Origin of the sequence: Chryseobacterium nakagawai (genome assembly GCF_900637665.1) — a bacterium.
In the GTDB taxonomy this organism is placed as follows: Bacteria; Bacteroidota; Bacteroidia; order Flavobacteriales; family Weeksellaceae; genus Chryseobacterium; species Chryseobacterium nakagawai.
The window spans coordinates 5242403-5258908 of sequence record NZ_LR134386.1; the positions used below are offsets into that span (position 1 = coordinate 5242403).

The following is a 16506-nucleotide window of genomic DNA, read 5'->3' on the forward strand; positions in this document are numbered from 1 at the left end:
TATGTTCAAAAAAATAGTATTGAGTCTCCTCATATTAGCAGGAGTTTTATTTAATGCGCAAAACACGGGTATCAATTTTCAAAAAATTGATTTAGAGGCAGCGAAAAAAATCGCAGCCAAAGAAAATAAGCTTATTTTCATTGATTTGTATACTACCTGGTGTGGGCCTTGTAAACTTATGGCAAAGAATACTTTCACTGATCCCCGAATTGGAGAGATGTTCAACAAAAACTTTGTAAATATTGCTATAGACGCTGAGAAAGAAGGCGTAAAACTGGTAAAAGAGTTTAAAGTTGTAAACTATCCCTCTTTTTTATTCTTAGACCCAAAGGGGAAACTGGTTCAATATGATTTTGGTTACTATAATCCAGAACAGTTTTTAGAAGTTGGAGCATCTGTCTTAAGAAAAAGAACACCTTCCTCCAGCAAAACTCCTGATCAGGTAAAAGGAAAAATGATTGGAGATAAGATTGATAATTTCAATGCTAAAGATCATTTGGGTAATACATTTTCTTCATCAAAAGAAAACAAAAAAATGGTTGTTGTTTTTATCAGAGGGCAATGGTGCCCGTTTTGTAATCAATATATCGAAACATTACAGAATATCGCACCCGAACTACAATCCAAAAACGCCAAACTCATTATTATATCTCCAGAAAAACCAGAGTTCATAGAAAAAACAATTAACAAAACAAAAACTGAGTACACTGTTTTATATGATGAAGGTTATAAAATTGCAGAGGCCTTTGACGTTCTTTATACTCCTGACAGTGAAACTCTGAATTTCTATAACTCAAAACTGAAAGATGATTTTACTAAAAGCAGGTCAGATAATTCGGGAAGACTTCCTGTTTCTGCAACATTTATACTTAATGAGGCTAAAGAAATTACATGGAGACATTTTGACCCAGACTATAAGAAAAGGGCTTCTGTAGAGGATATTTTAAAAAACTTAAATTAATTTTTTGCAAGTATTTCATACTGAAATAGAGTTATTTATTAACAAAATTAATAATGATTTAGAAATAAGAGAAAAGTAATACCCCTATTACAAATCCATTAGAAGACTGAATATTTTACCCATTTGGGTTAAAAAGAAAGTTTCTAAGTTTTTTAAGGACGAAAAATTATCTATTTTAGCGAGGCAAAAAAATCTGGATAATGGCTGACAGCAATGATTCTATACTTGGGATCATTCCTTTCAGACAGGATAGAAGATATACAAAGAATGAGAAGACTGAATGAAGTCTTAAAATTTTTAATGAAATGAACAATGAAATTTAGAAATTGGTTTTTATTAATTCTACTGTTTTTAGCAACAGGGATTAATGCGCAGATAAAAAATCCTGTAAAATTTAAATTCACCGTTAACGATCTGGGCAACAACCAGTATGAAGCGGTATTGAATGCTACCATGGAAAAAGGCTGGCATATTTATTCTAAAGATCTTCCTGAAGACACAGGGATTCCTACAGAATATAAAGTTTCGGGAAAGAATATTGAGCTGATCGGCAAGTTTACTGAAGTAGGTAAAAAACATGAAGAATTCTCTGAAGCTTTTGGAGGAACTATTGTTTTTTATTCTAACACTGCTGGATTTAAGCAAAAATTCAAGCTGAAGGATCCTACTAAACCAGCTGATGTTACTTCTGAAATCACTTATCAGACTTGTGATGACAGAGTTTGCCTTGCTCCAAACACTTTAGAATTCAATCAAAAAATAACACCAAAAGGAGTTACAGAGGAAGCTGTTACTAAAGAGACCGTGGTACCTTCAAAAGATTCTGTAAAAGCTGTTGAAACTGTTACTGAAAATCCAGCTAAAACGGAGATGACTATTACTGAAACTTCAACACTGGATCCTAAGCAGCTAAAAATTGAAACACTGGATTTCAAAAAACCATTAACAGATTGCGGAACTGCTGCTACAAAAGTAGATGAGAACTATTGGACCTATTTATTCTTAGGATTCATTGGAGGGCTAATTGCTTTACTAACACCATGTGTATTCCCGATGATTCCTTTAACAGTTTCATTCTTTACGAAAGGAAATAAGGATAAAGCAAAAGGTAAAAGAGATGCTTTGATCTATGGATTTTTCATTCTTCTTATTTTCGTTTTATTGAGTATTCCTTTCCATATTATCGACGGGATTGCAGGAAATATCTTCAATGAGATTTCTACCAGTGTATGGCTTAATATTGCCTTCTTTATTATATTTATCTTCTTTGCCGGAAGTTTCTTCGGGTATTATGATATTACATTGCCTAGTTCTATTGCCAACAAGTCTTCAAAAGCTGAGGAAGCTGGTGGGATCATCGGTATTTTCTTTATGGCATTAACGCTGGTAATTGTTTCTTTCTCTTGTACAGGACCTATTCTGGGAAGTTTATTAGGAAGTGCCGTAACAGGTTCTTCTAATGTTCCCATGTTATTAACATTTGCATTAGCTGGATTTGGATTAGCCTGGGCAATTATTTTCGGATTACTGGCTTTATTCCCACAGGCATTACAAAGTCTTCCAAAATCAGGAGGATGGATGAATACTGTAAAAGTTGTTTTAGGTTTTGTTGAACTAGCCTTAGCTTTAAAATTCTTATCAAAAGCAGACCTTGTATCTAAAACATTCTTCTTAAAAAGAGAACTTTTTATTGCGATCTGGATCATTATTGCTTTAGGATTGGCTTTATATCTATTCGGATTAATCAAGTTTCCGCATGATGATAAAAAACCTAAAATTTCAATCACTAGAAAAATATTAGGAGTATTAGGATTCGGCTTTGTGATCTACCTTATTCAGGGATTAATTCCATCTGACCGTCCAAAACTTCAATTATTAAGTGGGATTCTGCCTCCATTGAATGTAAGTTATTTCCACGATGAAAAAGATGGTATTCTAGGAATGCATCCTGAACACGATTTCTTTAAAGCAATAGAAGTTGCTAAAAAGGAAAACAAGCCTATCTTAATCGATTTCACGGGATATGGTTGTGAAAACTGTAGAAAAATGGAAGAATTTGTATGGAGCGAGCCGGATATTTTACCGATCCTTCAAAATGATATTGTCTTAGCTTCTTTATATGTAGATGATAAAGAAGAGCTTCCTGAAGATCAAAAAACAAAGATTGATCTTGGGGACGGACAAATCAAAAAAGTTAAAACGATTGGGGACAGATGGAGCCTATTCCAACAGGTTAACTTCAACAACAACTCTCAGCCTCATTATGTTTTAATTACTCCTGACGGAAAAGTAATCAACACTCCTGTTTCCGGATATATGCCAAAGGAAGACTTCAAGAAGTTCCTGGAATGCGGAGTTAATTACTTCAAGAAAAGCAAATAAATTATTTATATACAATTTTCAACTCACACTTTTCAGTGTGAGTTTTTTTATTGCTAAACCCTCAATAAACCATTCGTCTTCAATAACATTAACGACAGTTTTTAACAAAACTTAATTCCAAATCAACAATAAAAATGAAAGATTATTAAATATTTTAAATTTTAGGTATGAACTTTGTATCCATTTTTCAAAATCACGATCGGATTTTCAACGTTTTCATCAAATACCGTTTAACATTTTAAAATATTAATTATGGCTGAAGTAATCGCACAAGAAAAACAAGGCGGCAAGCAAAAAAAGAAATTCATAAAAATAGACATGACTCCCATGGTAGACCTCAACTTCTTACTATTGATGTTTTTCATGTTTACCACAAACTTCACAAAACCGAATGTGATGGATCTTGGACTTCCCGCAAAAGGAAATCCACCAACCAGCCCTGTAGTGAATCAAAAAAACCAGGTCACATTTATTCTTGGAAAAGACAACAGAGTATTTTATCACCAAAGTAATGCAACAGATTTAAATGTTACTAACCTTAAAGAAACCAACTTCAACGGGGTAAATGTTTCAAAAATTATTTCTGAAGCCTACAAAAATGCTCCTAATCAGGAAAACTTCACAGTAATTATCAAGCCTACTGATGAAGCCAACTACAAAAATTTTGTAGACATGCTGGATAATTTGGCTATTGCTAAAAAAGAACGTTATGGAGTAACAGATATCAAACCTTGGGAAACAAAGGTTTACAAAGAATTAACTCAATAAAAAAGAAAGGGCATTTTTAAAATGCTCTTTTTTGTTTACATTTGAAAGGAAAACTAAACTACAGCCAACAAAATGCTGTACTATTTTAATCTATACAATTTTGGAATCATGGTGAATTTTGAAAGAAAAGGAAATGGAAAAGAAACGTTAGTACTTCTTCACGGCTTTATGGAAAATCTATCCATTTGGAGTGATATGGAGCCTCACCTTTCTAAAGATTTCTCATTGTTAAAAATTGATCTTCCAGGCCATGGCAAATCTGAGATTCTGGGAGAAATTCACACTATGGAATTGATGGCTGAGGAAGTAAAAAAAGTCTTGGATTACCAGAACCTGGAAAAAGTGCATCTATTGGGACATTCTATGGGCGGATATACCTCTTTGGCTTTTGCAGAAAAATATCCTGAAACATTGAAGAGCTTAACTCTTTTCTTCTCTACTTATTTTGCAGATGATGAAGAGAAGAAACAACAGCGTATCAAAAGCTATAGAATCATTAAAGATGCTTTTCCCCATTATGTAAGAGCTGGAATTCCCAATCTATTCAACCCCAATGAAAGAGACATTCTCGAAGGTAAAATTGAGATTGCATTGGAAACAGCACTTTCCACAAACAATATGGGAGCTCTTGCCTGCGTAAAAGGTATGGTAGAAAGAACGGATAAAAAACATATTATGCAAAATCTGGAAGCCAAAATTCTGGTTTTGGCCGGCAAACATGATAATGCTGTAAAAACAGATATTACGATCAAAAATCTTCCGGACAGAACGAATATCAAATCTTATATATTAGACTGCGGTCACAACGGCCATTGGGAAAAAGCAGGCATCTGTGCCGAAATCATTAATACGGAACTTCTGCATAATCTGCCTAAAAAATTAGTATTGTAAAACCATGAAAATTGCTATTACGACCCTCCTTCTGCTTTCATTTTTAAGCTGTAAAAAGGATAACCCGTCTACTTCTAGTATTCTAAATGATACAGTTCAGGTATCATCTCCAAAAACTGATACCGTAACAGCCATTCAGCCTAAGCAGGAAGTATTTAATTTTGGAACGGAACTATGTGACAATAAAGGATATTTCGACAGCAGTAAATACTCCAGAAAAGAACTTGAAGATACTTACAAACTTTGGTTTGAACTGAGCGGATCTCTATTAGACACTCCTTTTGTTCACAATCTTAAAGATCTTAATCATATAAGGAATAACAAAGACCAGGTTCTGGCAAAACTGGATAAAGATTTTGCGGAAAGAAAAGCACAAATCATGAATCTGAAAGTCATCAATACCCCTTATTGGCAGAATGTTAAAAATAAGAGTCTTGAAGAGCTTGTTCAAACGTATGAAATGGAAAAAATTCAGATTATCGCTTACTCTGATCCTTCCATCCTTCTTAAAAACAATAGCTGCTCCAATTTTTCTAAAGCATTGAATTCAACCGATGAACAAAGGTTTGCGGAATGGAAACAACTTCGTGAAGAAATGAGCAAAAGAAATAGTGACCCACAACGTATTATGAATCAGTTCAACGAACAACTTAACTCATCAGATAAAAGAGATTATGCTCTCATTGACCTGATTACATTTGGCTGGGGAAACTGTGCTAATGACAAAATACAAAGAGTTACTCGTGATGAAAAAATGAATAATGAATTCAATGCACTTTTCATTAAGATTGATTCTGAATGTGACGAGCCCTAAACATTGAGAAAAATCCTGTATATTAGTAAGGTATAATTTTCGAAATGGGCTTATTCTCGTTCAAAAAAAAGACACTACCGAAACCTCCGGTTATCGGACTTACACTTTCAGGCGGAGGAATGCGGGGAATTGCCCATATCGCTGTTTTAAAAGCACTGGAAGAATACAACCTTAAACCTCATATTATTTCAGGTACCAGCGCAGGCTCTATCATAGCTGCCTTTTATTCATTTGGAAAAACACCGGATGAAATGATGGATATCGTAAGACAGACTTCTTTTTTTTCGCGATCTGCCCTGAAATTATCAAAAAACGGCATCTTTAGTTCCAACTTTATTTTAAAACTCTTCAAAGATTATTTTCCCGAAGACAACTTCAGCATCCTGAAAATTCCCGTGTATGTTGCCACCACGGAAATGACCCATGGGATTGTTGATTTCTTTTCTGAAGGCGAACTTTTCACTCCACTTTTGGCTTCATCAAGCGTTCCCTTCATCCTGCCTCCGGTAAGAATGGGAGAAAAAATCTATGTAGATGGCGGCGTCCTTGACAACCTGCCTATTGAACCTATTATGGATAAGTGTGATTTCCTGATTGCTTCTCATGTCAATTCCATAAGTTTTGATGAATTAAATAAGATGAGCCTCATGAAAGAATTCGACCGTATTCTCCATTTAGCTATCGCAAAATCAGTTTATTCTAAGGTAAAATACTGCAATATATTCCTCGACCCCCCGAAAATGACAAAATACAGCCTTTTCAACAAGAAATATATGGATGAAATGTTTCAGCAGGTATACGAATATACCTGTATAGAACTTGAGGAAAAAGGATACACTAAAATTTGAGGATGTAAACTCTAAAGAGTTCGAGAGTATACCAAAATGGATTCATAACCTACTCTTTACTTCTTTCTACAAGTTCTCTTCGATCAGCCTTGCTTTGAAAATTTCTATAGTTCCCGGTAAAGAATCATTGGATTTACCTCCTGCAGCGTTGATGTGCCCCCCACCGCTAAAATATTTTCTGGAAAATTGATTGACATCCACATCATCTTTACTTCTGAATGAGATCTTGATAAAATCTTCATATAGATCTTCCATAAAGAAGGCAGACATTTTTACTCCCGCAATACTTAATCCGTAATTTACGAAACCTTCTGTATCTCCTTTCTGGAAACCAAATTCTTTAAGCTCGTTTCTTGTAAGGCTTAGGATAGCTACTGTGCCATTATTAACCACTTCAATTCTTCCTAAAACCAAAGCAAGCAAATGAAGACGGGAAACAGTATTGGTATCCCAGGTATTGGAAGTAATCATCGCCGGATCTGCTCCTCTTTCAATTAAGTTAGCGATGATTCTATGTGTAGTAGCACTGGTTGAACGAAAACGGAAACCTCCAGTATCCGTCATAATTCCTGTATACATACATTCTGCCATATCCTGATTCACCAATTTTTCATCATTCATCGCTTCGATGAAGTGATAAATCATTTGTGAAGTGGCAGGAATTACTGTATCTGAGTATACAAAATCAAACGGTTCAGGCTGTTGGTGGTGGTCAATAAGAATCTTCTTCCCTTGAGCTTTTACCAGCCAGTCCCCCAATAAGCCGATTCTTGAAGGAGAATTAAAATCAAGGCAGAAAATAACATCTGCTGCAGCAATCATATCAGCAGCCAGCTTTCTTTTGTATTCTGCAATGATTACTTTTTTAGCTTCCGGCATCCATTTCAGAAACTTTGGAAAATCATTGGGCACAATCACTTCAGCATAGATTCCTTTTGCCTTTAAATAATGTTTCAATCCCAGGCTGGAACCAATAGCATCACCATCCGGATTATAGTGAGTAAGAATAACTATTTTGTTTTCAGGTGTAAGTAATGTATTGATCTCTAAAAGTTCTGCTGGTGTAAACATCTGGTGTTTATTTTCGTTAAAATTTAAGTTTTCAAAGATAGAGCTTTTATATAAATCATTTAAATATTATTTTTGCACGGAGAAATTCAGGTTTCCATAAGGGTTTATAAATATTTGAAGAAAAAACATTCCAGATAATTATAAAAAAAGATAATTAAAGTTTGTATCTTATAAAAATTTATATATCTTTGCAACCTGAAAATTAATAGATTAATTACGATTTAAACATATAGTAATGAGTAAAAGAACATTCCAGCCATCAGAAAGAAAAAGAAGAAACAAACACGGTTTCAGAGAAAGAATGTCTACGCCAAATGGAAGAAGAGTTTTGGCTGCGAGAAGAGCTAAAGGCAGAAAGAGTTTAACGATTAGTGCTGCACGCGCTAAGAGATAATCTTTTTATTATCATATACAAAAAATGCTTGAAAAGTTCTTTTTCAGGCATTTTTTGTTGTTAAAATTTATTAAAATTAGAGTCAAATAGACTTCTTTTTTTTATTTTTAAAGATTGAAAATTTTTTGTTAGAAATAGCCTTTAAAATTAAATTATGCCACATACAAATATCTCCGGAGACAATATTATAAGTTTACAACATGCAAAAATTGCGCAAAAAAACTTTACTGTTCTTTCTGATGTAAATCTTAACATTAAAAAAGGTAGATTCTGCTATCTTATTGGAAAAACAGGTTCCGGAAAAAGTTCTCTTCTGAAAACGCTTTATGGGCATATTCCATTAGCATCAGGACATGGATCTGTGGTAGGCTTTGAACTGGCTAAACTAAAACCGTCTGATATTCCTAACCTAAGAAGAAAATTAGGAATTGTATTTCAGGATTTCCAATTACTTTCCGACAGAACCGTTGAAAAGAATCTGAAATTCGTTTTGGAAGCTACAGGATGGAATGATAAAACAAAAATAGAAGACAGAATCAATGAAGTACTAGGCAGTGTGAACATGAAAAGCAAAAAGCATAAAATGCCACACGAACTTTCTGGAGGTGAACAACAGCGTATTGCAATCGCAAGAGCCTTGCTTAACCATCCGGATCTTATCTTAGCAGATGAACCAACAGGAAATCTTGACCCTGAAACTTCCAACGAAATCATGACTTTACTTAAGCAGGTTGCCCTTGAAAACGGAGCCGCTGTAGTAATGGCAACACACGATTACCATATGATTCAGAACTTCCCTGGTGAAGCGATCAGATGTGAAGATGGAAAAGTATCCGTATTGGATACTGCAGAACTATTCGAATAAGAATAAAAGACTTAGAAACTAATTACAAAATACAGTTTTTATTTTCTAATTTCCAGCCTCTTTAAAAACATGAAACTCCTTAGTGAGTTCAAGATATTGGTCCGAGTATTTTCTCGGACTTTTTTCTATAATAAATTCAGATTCCAAAAAGTTTTTTTCCTTGGAAGAAAATTCCAGAACCAATCTTTTTGCTTTTGAATTCTCTATACCTTTGATATTAACTCTTCTAATCAGAAACAGGTTATTTTCTTCAGCAATTGAAATAAAGGCCTCTCCGGCCTCAATAGGAATAACCACCGAAAGAAGTCCATATTCAGATAAAATTGGAGCAGATTGAGCGACAAGCTGTCTGAAATTCAACTCTACCGTCTGGCGTGCAATTTTATCTTTATCAGATCCTGATTCTTCAAAATAAGGTGGATTTGAAACGATCAGATCAAACTGTTCTTCAGTCTCAAAAGTTTTAAAATCCTGATGAATGTTTTTCAGCCTTGTATGAAAAGGGGAATTTTCAAAATTAAGTTTCGTCAATGTAACAGCCTCCTCATTAATATCCAGTCCTAAAAAGTCAGCCTGTGAATTTCTTTGAGCTAACATCAATGAGATCAATCCTGTTCCTGTTCCGACTTCTAAAACATGGAAAGCAGACTCCACATCTGCCAGCGCTCCAAGCAAAACACCATCTGTTCCTACCCGAAAGACGTCTTTAGACTGCTGAATTTCAAACTGTTTAAATGTAAAAGGCTTCACTATAGATTGGTAGGCAATGTAATAATAAATGTAGATCCTTTTCCTACTTCTGATTTCACTGAGATTTCTCCTTTATAATCTTCAATCATTTTTCTTACCATGGATAAACCAAGCCCCATTCCGCTGGTTTTGGAAGTAAAATTAGGTTCAAAAATCCTTTCATACATATTTTCAGGGATACCAACCCCATTATCCTGAACAGAAACAATTACTCTTCGCTGATGCTGTTCTACATCTACATTAATAATTAATTTTCTTTCGTCACTTTCCGCCTGTTTGGCATTGGTCACAAGATTGGTAATGATTCTGGAAAGATAAATCCTATCCATATTAATCATAATATTGCTCTTATTGGCATGCATGAAGATACTGTCATCATTGAATACACGAAGAATATCTTCTACTTCTGTATTCAGATTGATGATTTCATTATTTTTCTCAGGAAGTTTAGCAAATTCAGAGAATGCAGAGGCCACAGTGGCAATCAGATCAATCTGATCCACCATTGTTTTACTCATCTGTTTTACTCTCTCTTTGATATTCGGATCTTCCGGATCAAATTTTCTTTCAAAATTCTGAATCGTAAGCTTCATGGGAGTAAGTGGATTTTTTACCTCGTGAGCAACCTGTTTTGCCATTTCTCTCCATGCTTCTTCAGATGCTTTAAACCTTAGTCTTTCTTTTTGATCCTGAATTTGCAGAATCATCCTGTTGTAAGCCCTTGCCAAAGCATTTAATTCATCATTTTTATAATATCTGATAGGACGCATTTCATTTTCAAATAATGTAATACGTGTAATCATATCAGAAAACTTCGTAATGGTTTTTGCCAGACTATTGGAAGTTACCCAACTTATCCAGATACTGAACAGGATAAGAAATATATCCACTAAAAGAATATATTTTACATACTGATGCAATACTTCCAGATAAGCAGATTCATTATGATATAAAGGAATATAAACAACACCGATTGGTTCAAGCTCATTGTTCTTCAATAAAAGATATGAAGAGGTAAGCTTAGCATCTTTAGCAGCATCATATCTGGTCATATCAATCCTGGCGTCTGTAGACAGAATTTTGTTGATAATTTCTATAGACAATGTTTTCTGATCAATCAGGCTTTCATCTTTATTAGAAAGCAAATAATTTCCTTTCAGATCATAAATAACAATATCATGCTGGTTAATATCTGCGATCTCAAAGATTTTATTACCTAAGACCTTCGGCAGATCTTTTGTTTCTACCAATGTACGGCTTACGGCGTAATCCAGATATCTCATGACAGCATTGGTTTTCTCCTGCATATCGATATTACTCTGCTGCAGAGAGTTATTTCTCAATACAAAATAAGGAACCAATGATGTTGCCACAACACTTAAAAAGCATACCAATAAGAATCCGAAAAACACACGGTTCCTTAAACTATATCCTTTATATTTATTTAACGACATCCTACTTTTTAATTAACCTAGCAATATACTTACCAATGATGTCAAATTCAAGATTCACTTTATCACCAATTTTCAGGTTTTTCATATTAGTAAACTCCCAGGTATAAGGAATAATGGCTACTGAGAACTGAGTATCTTCACTTTTTGCTACGGTTAAACTGATTCCATTTACTGTAATAGATCCCTGAGGCACTGTTACAAAACTTCCATCTGACTCGTATTGCATAGTAATGAAATAACTTCCGTCTTTATTCTCAATTCCTACTACTACTCCTGTTTTGTCAACATGCCCCTGAACGATATGACCATCCAGTCTTCCATCCATTTTCATGCAACGCTCAAGATTAACAACGGTTCCCAGCTCCCATTTTCCAAGATTGGTCTTTTCCAGTGTTTCATTGATGGCTGTTACCACATATTGATTATCTTTAATCTCAACCACCGTCAGACAACATCCGTTATGTGCAAGACTTTGATCAATTTTAAGTTCGTTTGTAAAAGGGCATGTCAGGGTGAAATCTATGTTGCTTCCTTTCTCTTCAATCTTTTCAATAACACCAACTGCTTCAATAATTCCTGTGAACATATTATTTTTTGCTAAATTTGTAAATTATAATCTTCAAAGATAATCAAAATGAGCCCAAAAAACCATAAAGTACGAGTAGGAATTTCAATCGGTGATTTCAATGGCATCGGTCCGGAGATCATCATGAAGTCTCTGACAGACAAAACCATTACGGATTTTTTCACTCCTGTGATTTTTGGTTCGGGAAAATTATTCACTTATCAGAAAAACATTTTCAAGTTGAATCTTAATTTCAACTATGTAAATGAAGCTTCCCAGGCACAAGCCGGCAAACTGAACATGGTGAACCTCACCAAGGAAAATGTTAACGTTGAATTGGGAGTTCCTACAGAAGAATCTACTCAAATGGCTATCGATTCTTTAGAAGCTGCAACGGAAGCATTGATAAAAGGAGATATTGACGTTTTGGTCACTGCTCCTATCAACAAGGATGAAATGGTAAAAATGGGCTTTAAGCATGCCGGACACACTGGATATTTTGAAGAAAAATTCAGTAAAAAAGGATTAATGTTTCTGGTAACAGAAGGTCTTAAAGTAGCGGTGTCTACTCATCATATTCCTATTTCTCAGATCGCTGAGAATATTTCCAAGGAAAAGATCAAAAAGCAGATCAGAGTATTGAACCAGACACTTATTGAAGATTTCTGCATTCAAAAACCTAAGATTGCCGTATTGGGACTGAATCCCCACGCAGGAGACGGAGGAGTAATCGGGACCGAAGAAATAGAAATCATCAGCCCGGCTATTCAGGAACTTTCGGATAATGGAATTCTGGCATTCGGACCTTTCCCGGCAGACAGCTTCTTCCAGCCGAACAAATACAAAAGCTTTGATGCAGTCTTAGCAATGTATCACGATCAGGGATTAGCTCCGTTTAAAACTCTCGCTTATGAAGAAGGTGTAAATTATACAGCAGGCCTTCCTTTTATTAGAACTTCTCCGGATCATGGAGTGGCATATGACATAGCGGGGAAAAACATTGCAGATGAACAAAGTTTTACAGAAGCGATCTTCACAGCAATTAAAGTTTTCAACAACAGAAGTGAATACAGCGAGCTGATGAGCAACCGCCTTCAGCCAAGAAAAATAGCTGTTGACAACGGAATTGACGAGGATCTACCTGAGGAAACTGAAGCATAAACCGTTAAAACAAATTTTAAATTAATTTGTTTTAAATTTTATTTGTTATTATAAAAAAAATGCATATTTTTGCACACTCATTTTATGGACAAGTTAAGAAACTATGACGTAAGCTTTTCCGGACTTAAAAACGGGAAACACGAGTTCAAGTTTGAGATAGATAATACGTTCTTTCAATTATTTGATACTGAGCAGGAATTTACAAATCCTAGAATAGAAGTACAGGCATTACTTGATAAGCATACTACTTTTCTGGAATTTGAGATTAAAATAAATGGATTAGTTGAGTTGGTTTGTGATATCACAAATGAAGATTTCGACTATCCTATTGAGAATGAAATCAAAGTTCTGGTGAATTTTGGAGAAGAATATGATGACAGCAATGAAGATGTCATTACAATTCCCACAGGAGATCATGCTTTTAATATCGCACATTTGATATATGAAAATGTCATGCTCTCTATCCCGATGAAAAAAATATCACCAGATGTAAGTGATGAAGACATCAAAATTCTTGACCAGTTCAGTCCGAAAGAAATTGAGGAAACTGAAGAAGAAGAACATGAAAGTGACCCGAGATGGGATGCTTTAAGAAAATTAAGAGACAATAATTAAATAGAATAATTTAAATATGATGAGATGATGAATCTCATCGCTCATCAATTAAAAAAGTTATTAGAAAATGGCACATCCAAAGAGAAGACAGTCGTCGACAAGAAGAGATAAGAGAAGAACTCACTACAAAGCTGTAGTTCCTCAATTAGCTAAAGATGCAACAACAGGAGAGCTTCACCTATACCACAGAGCTCACTGGCATGAAGGGAAACTTTACTACAGAGGTAAAGTAGTATTGGAAAAAGAAGTAGCTACTACTGAAGAAAACTAAGAGTCGCTTTTCACTGAAAAAGCCTCATTTTAATACAAAAACCGCCTAATTTTGATAAAATTTGGCGGTTTTTTGTTGTTTTTTACGTTTTTTTGGTATCTTTGGATCAAAATCAAATATCAAATTTATGGACATTAAAGACATACAAAATCTTATTAAGTTTGTATCTAAGGCTGAAGTTTCAGAAGTGAAGTACAAGACTAAAGATTTCGAAATCACTATTAAAACTCCATTAGCTGGAAGCGATGCTGTTTATGCACAACCTGCAGTATACCACACAGCTCCACAAGCAGTAGCTGCTCCAGCACCTGTTGCAACTCCTGCTGCTGCACCTGCTGAAAAAGCTGAAGCTGCATCTGATGACAGCAAATATATAACGATCAAATCTCCAATGATTGGTACATTCTACAGAAAACCATCTCCTGATAAAGATGTATTTGCAAATGTAGGTGATGAAGTTTCTGTTGGTAAAGTAGTTTGCGTTATTGAAGCAATGAAATTATTCAACCAGATTGAATCTGAAATCAGCGGAAAAATCGTTAAAATTTTAGTTGACGATGCTACTCCGGTAGAATATGACCAACCATTATTCTTAGTAGATCCATCTTAAGGAATTTTAGATTAAAGATTATAAATTTTAGATGAAGTCTTTTCATTTAAAATAATTTAAAATTCAAAATTTATAATTTAAAATTTCGGAGAGATGTTCAAGAAAATATTAATAGCCAATCGTGGCGAAATTGCAATGCGTATTCTACGTACTTGTAAAGAAATGGGGATCAAAACCGTAGCGGTATACTCTACTGCTGATAAAGACAGTCTTCACGTAAGATTTGCTGATGAAGCTGTTTGTATTGGTCCTGCAATGAGTAAAGACTCATACCTTAAAATCCCTAACATTATTGCAGCAGCGGAAATTACCAATGCTGATGCTATCCACCCAGGATATGGATTCTTATCAGAGAATGCTAACTTCTCAAGAATCTGCCAAAAGAACGGAATCAAGTTCATTGGAGCTTCTCCTGAGCAGATTGAGAAAATGGGAGATAAGGCCAATGCTAAGGCTACCATGAAAGCTGCAGGTGTACCATGTGTACCTGGGTCTGATGGATTGATTGAATCTTATGAGCATGCTGTAAAAGTTGCTGAAGAAACAGGATATCCTGTAATGATTAAAGCAACTGCCGGTGGTGGTGGTAAAGGAATGAGAGCCGTTTGGAAAGCTGAAGACCTTAAAGATCACTGGGAATCTGCAATTCAGGAAGCTGTAGCAGCCTTTGGAAACGGAGGTATGTATATGGAGAAACTGATTGAAGAACCTAGACACATCGAAATTCAGGTTGCAGGTGACCAATTTGGTAAAGCTTGTCACCTTTCTGAAAGAGACTGTTCTGTACAGAGAAGAAACCAGAAATTGACGGAAGAAACACCTTCTCCGTTTATGACTGACGAACTTCGTGAAAAAATGGGTGATGCTGCTGTAAAAGCTGCTGAATTTATTGGATACGAAGGAGTAGGAACTATCGAATTTCTTGTAGACAAGCACAGAAATTTCTATTTCATGGAAATGAATACAAGAATCCAGGTAGAACACCCTATTACTGAACAGGTTATTGATTATGATCTTATCAGAGAACAGATTCTTCTTGCAGCGGGAACTCCTATTTCAGGAATCAATTATTACCCGAAATTACATTCCATCGAATGTAGAATCAACGCTGAAGACCCGTATGCAGACTTCAGACCGTCTCCAGGAAAGATCACAGGATTAAATATTCCTGGCGGACACGGAATCAGAGTAGATACTCACGTATACTCCGGATACAGCATTCCTTCTAACTACGACTCTATGATTGCTAAGCTTATCACTACGGCTCAAACCCGTGAGGAAGCGATTGCAAAAATGAGACGTGCACTTGAGGAATTCTATATTGAAGGAGTAAAAACAACGATTCCTTTCCACAGACAACTGATGGATAATGAAGATTATCTTGCAGGAAACTACACTACAAAGTTTATGGAGGATTTTGTAATGGATAAGAAATATGATAATCATTAGGATTATTTAAAATAAAAACTTTAAACTGCCTCTCTTTGAGGCAGTTTTTTATTTTCGTATATATAATAACAAGGTATGCTGACCAAAATTTTAAAATCAATTATGATAGCCGGCTTCTTCTGGTTTATGATTCATGCTCTGTATATTACTTACGATGGGCTTACGAATTCTAAACAGAAAGCAGACCTTGCTGTAGTTTTCGGGAATAAAGTGAACGAAGATGGCAGTCTTTCTCTACGATTACAAGCAAGATTAGATAAAAGTATTGAACTCTATCAGAAAAAACAAATCAAAGAGATCCTGGTTAGTGGTGGTCTGGGCAAAGAAGGTTATTGGGAAGGTACGGAAATGAAAAAGTATCTGGTAAAAAATAAAATCCCTTCAGAGAAGATTCTTGTGGATAACTTTGGGGATAACACTGAAAAGACCGTTATCAATACTATAAAAATTGCTAATAGCCTTAAATACAGCAGTATTATTTCAGTTTCACAATTTTATCATCAGACCAGAATCAAAAAACTCTTTAGGGAGCACCATTTTGAAAATATTGAAAGCTCAAGTCCGCTCTATTTTGAAATAAGAGACTTCTATTCAATTTTCAGGGAGTTTTTCGCTTACTATTTTTAAAGAAATCAAC

Annotated in this window: 18 protein-coding genes and 1 pseudogene; 15 read left to right on the forward strand and 4 right to left on the reverse strand. The window is 35.1% G+C overall.

What is annotated here, in order from left to right; all coding sequences use genetic code 11:
* Position 1: 1 nt before the first annotated feature.
* The 7 genes and pseudogenes from EL260_RS23780 (at position 2) to EL260_RS23810 (ending at position 6664) form a co-directional block, all read left to right on the forward strand.
* Positions 2-961, forward strand: coding sequence for a redoxin domain-containing protein (locus EL260_RS23780; RefSeq protein WP_123857950.1), 960 nt, complete (start codon positions 2-4; stop codon positions 959-961).
* A gap of 130 nt (positions 962-1091) precedes the next feature.
* A pseudogene (locus EL260_RS26235) lies at positions 1092-1245 on the forward strand (tRNA lysidine(34) synthetase TilS); the annotation flags it as partial.
* A gap of 28 nt (positions 1246-1273) precedes the next feature.
* Complete coding sequence (locus EL260_RS23790) at positions 1274-3343, forward strand: protein-disulfide reductase DsbD family protein (protein ID WP_123857951.1); 2070 nt, start codon at positions 1274-1276, stop codon at positions 3341-3343.
* Positions 3344-3595: 252 nt separating this feature from the next.
* The gene (locus EL260_RS23795; RefSeq protein WP_123857952.1) at positions 3596-4111 is read left to right on the forward strand and encodes an ExbD/TolR family protein; all 516 of its coding nucleotides are present in this window, start codon (positions 3596-3598) and stop codon (positions 4109-4111) included.
* Positions 4112-4219: 108 nt separating this feature from the next.
* Positions 4220-5002, forward strand: coding sequence for an alpha/beta fold hydrolase (locus EL260_RS23800; protein WP_123857953.1), 783 nt, complete (start codon positions 4220-4222; stop codon positions 5000-5002).
* 4 nt (positions 5003-5006) lie between these two features.
* A complete protein-coding gene (locus EL260_RS23805; protein ID WP_123857954.1) occupies positions 5007-5816 on the forward strand; it encodes a hypothetical protein in 810 nt (269 codons plus the stop codon).
* A gap of 44 nt (positions 5817-5860) precedes the next feature.
* Positions 5861-6664 carry a patatin-like phospholipase family protein gene (locus tag EL260_RS23810; RefSeq protein ID WP_123857955.1) on the forward strand — a complete coding sequence of 268 codons (804 nt, stop codon included), beginning with the start codon at positions 5861-5863 and terminating at the stop codon, positions 6662-6664.
* A 66-nt stretch (positions 6665-6730) separates the two neighbouring features.
* Here EL260_RS23810 and EL260_RS23815 read toward each other — a convergent pair whose 3' ends face one another.
* A complete protein-coding gene (locus EL260_RS23815) occupies positions 6731-7735 on the reverse strand; it encodes a DHH family phosphoesterase (protein ID WP_123857956.1) in 1005 nt (334 codons plus the stop codon).
* Positions 7736-7970: 235 nt separating this feature from the next.
* Between EL260_RS23815 and rpmH the strand changes: the two genes are divergently transcribed.
* Together rpmH and EL260_RS23825 are read left to right on the forward strand one after the other, a co-directional pair.
* The gene (rpmH, locus tag EL260_RS23820; RefSeq protein ID WP_034681061.1) at positions 7971-8129 is read left to right on the forward strand and encodes a 50S ribosomal protein L34; all 159 of its coding nucleotides are present in this window, start codon (positions 7971-7973) and stop codon (positions 8127-8129) included.
* Between the two features lie 154 nt (positions 8130-8283).
* Positions 8284-8994, forward strand: coding sequence for a cell division ATP-binding protein FtsE (locus EL260_RS23825; RefSeq protein WP_123857957.1), 711 nt, complete (start codon positions 8284-8286; stop codon positions 8992-8994).
* A 45-nt stretch (positions 8995-9039) separates the two neighbouring features.
* On the opposite strand, the gene EL260_RS23830 is transcribed toward EL260_RS23825, so the two are convergent.
* The 3 genes from EL260_RS23830 to EL260_RS23840 are packed head-to-tail and all read right to left on the reverse strand — an operon-like array spanning position 9040 to position 11784.
* Positions 9040-9744 carry a tRNA1(Val) (adenine(37)-N6)-methyltransferase gene (locus tag EL260_RS23830; RefSeq protein WP_123857958.1) on the reverse strand — a complete coding sequence of 235 codons (705 nt, stop codon included), beginning with the start codon at positions 9742-9744 and terminating at the stop codon, positions 9040-9042.
* Positions 9744-11198, reverse strand: coding sequence for a sensor histidine kinase (locus EL260_RS23835; RefSeq protein ID WP_123857959.1), 1455 nt, complete (start codon positions 11196-11198; stop codon positions 9744-9746). Before EL260_RS23835 ends, EL260_RS23830 begins: the two co-directional genes overlap by 1 nt.
* A 1-nt stretch (position 11199) precedes the next feature.
* Entirely contained in the window at positions 11200-11784 is a 585-nt protein-coding gene (locus EL260_RS23840) for a riboflavin synthase (protein ID WP_123857960.1), read from the reverse strand.
* 48 nt (positions 11785-11832) lie between these two features.
* Between EL260_RS23840 and pdxA the strand changes: the two genes are divergently transcribed.
* The 6 genes from pdxA (at position 11833) to EL260_RS23870 (ending at position 16496) form a co-directional block, all read left to right on the forward strand.
* Complete coding sequence (gene pdxA, locus EL260_RS23845; RefSeq protein ID WP_123857961.1) at positions 11833-12924, forward strand: 4-hydroxythreonine-4-phosphate dehydrogenase PdxA; 1092 nt, start codon at positions 11833-11835, stop codon at positions 12922-12924.
* A gap of 84 nt (positions 12925-13008) precedes the next feature.
* Complete coding sequence (locus tag EL260_RS23850) at positions 13009-13539, forward strand: YceD family protein (RefSeq protein ID WP_123857962.1); 531 nt, start codon at positions 13009-13011, stop codon at positions 13537-13539.
* 67 nt (positions 13540-13606) lie between these two features.
* Positions 13607-13810, forward strand: coding sequence for a 50S ribosomal protein L32 (rpmF, locus tag EL260_RS23855; protein ID WP_007843326.1), 204 nt, complete (start codon positions 13607-13609; stop codon positions 13808-13810).
* A gap of 127 nt (positions 13811-13937) precedes the next feature.
* Positions 13938-14420 (forward strand): acetyl-CoA carboxylase biotin carboxyl carrier protein, encoded by a 483-nt coding sequence (gene accB, locus EL260_RS23860; protein WP_123857963.1) that lies wholly within the window; start codon positions 13938-13940, stop codon positions 14418-14420.
* Positions 14421-14513: 93 nt separating this feature from the next.
* Positions 14514-15869: an acetyl-CoA carboxylase biotin carboxylase subunit gene (gene accC / locus EL260_RS23865; protein ID WP_123857964.1), complete on the forward strand. Its 1356-nt coding sequence runs from the start codon at positions 14514-14516 to the stop codon at positions 15867-15869.
* A gap of 102 nt (positions 15870-15971) precedes the next feature.
* The gene (locus EL260_RS23870; RefSeq protein WP_228445588.1) at positions 15972-16496 is read left to right on the forward strand and encodes a YdcF family protein; all 525 of its coding nucleotides are present in this window, start codon (positions 15972-15974) and stop codon (positions 16494-16496) included.
* The last annotated feature ends 10 nt before the right edge of the window (positions 16497-16506 follow it).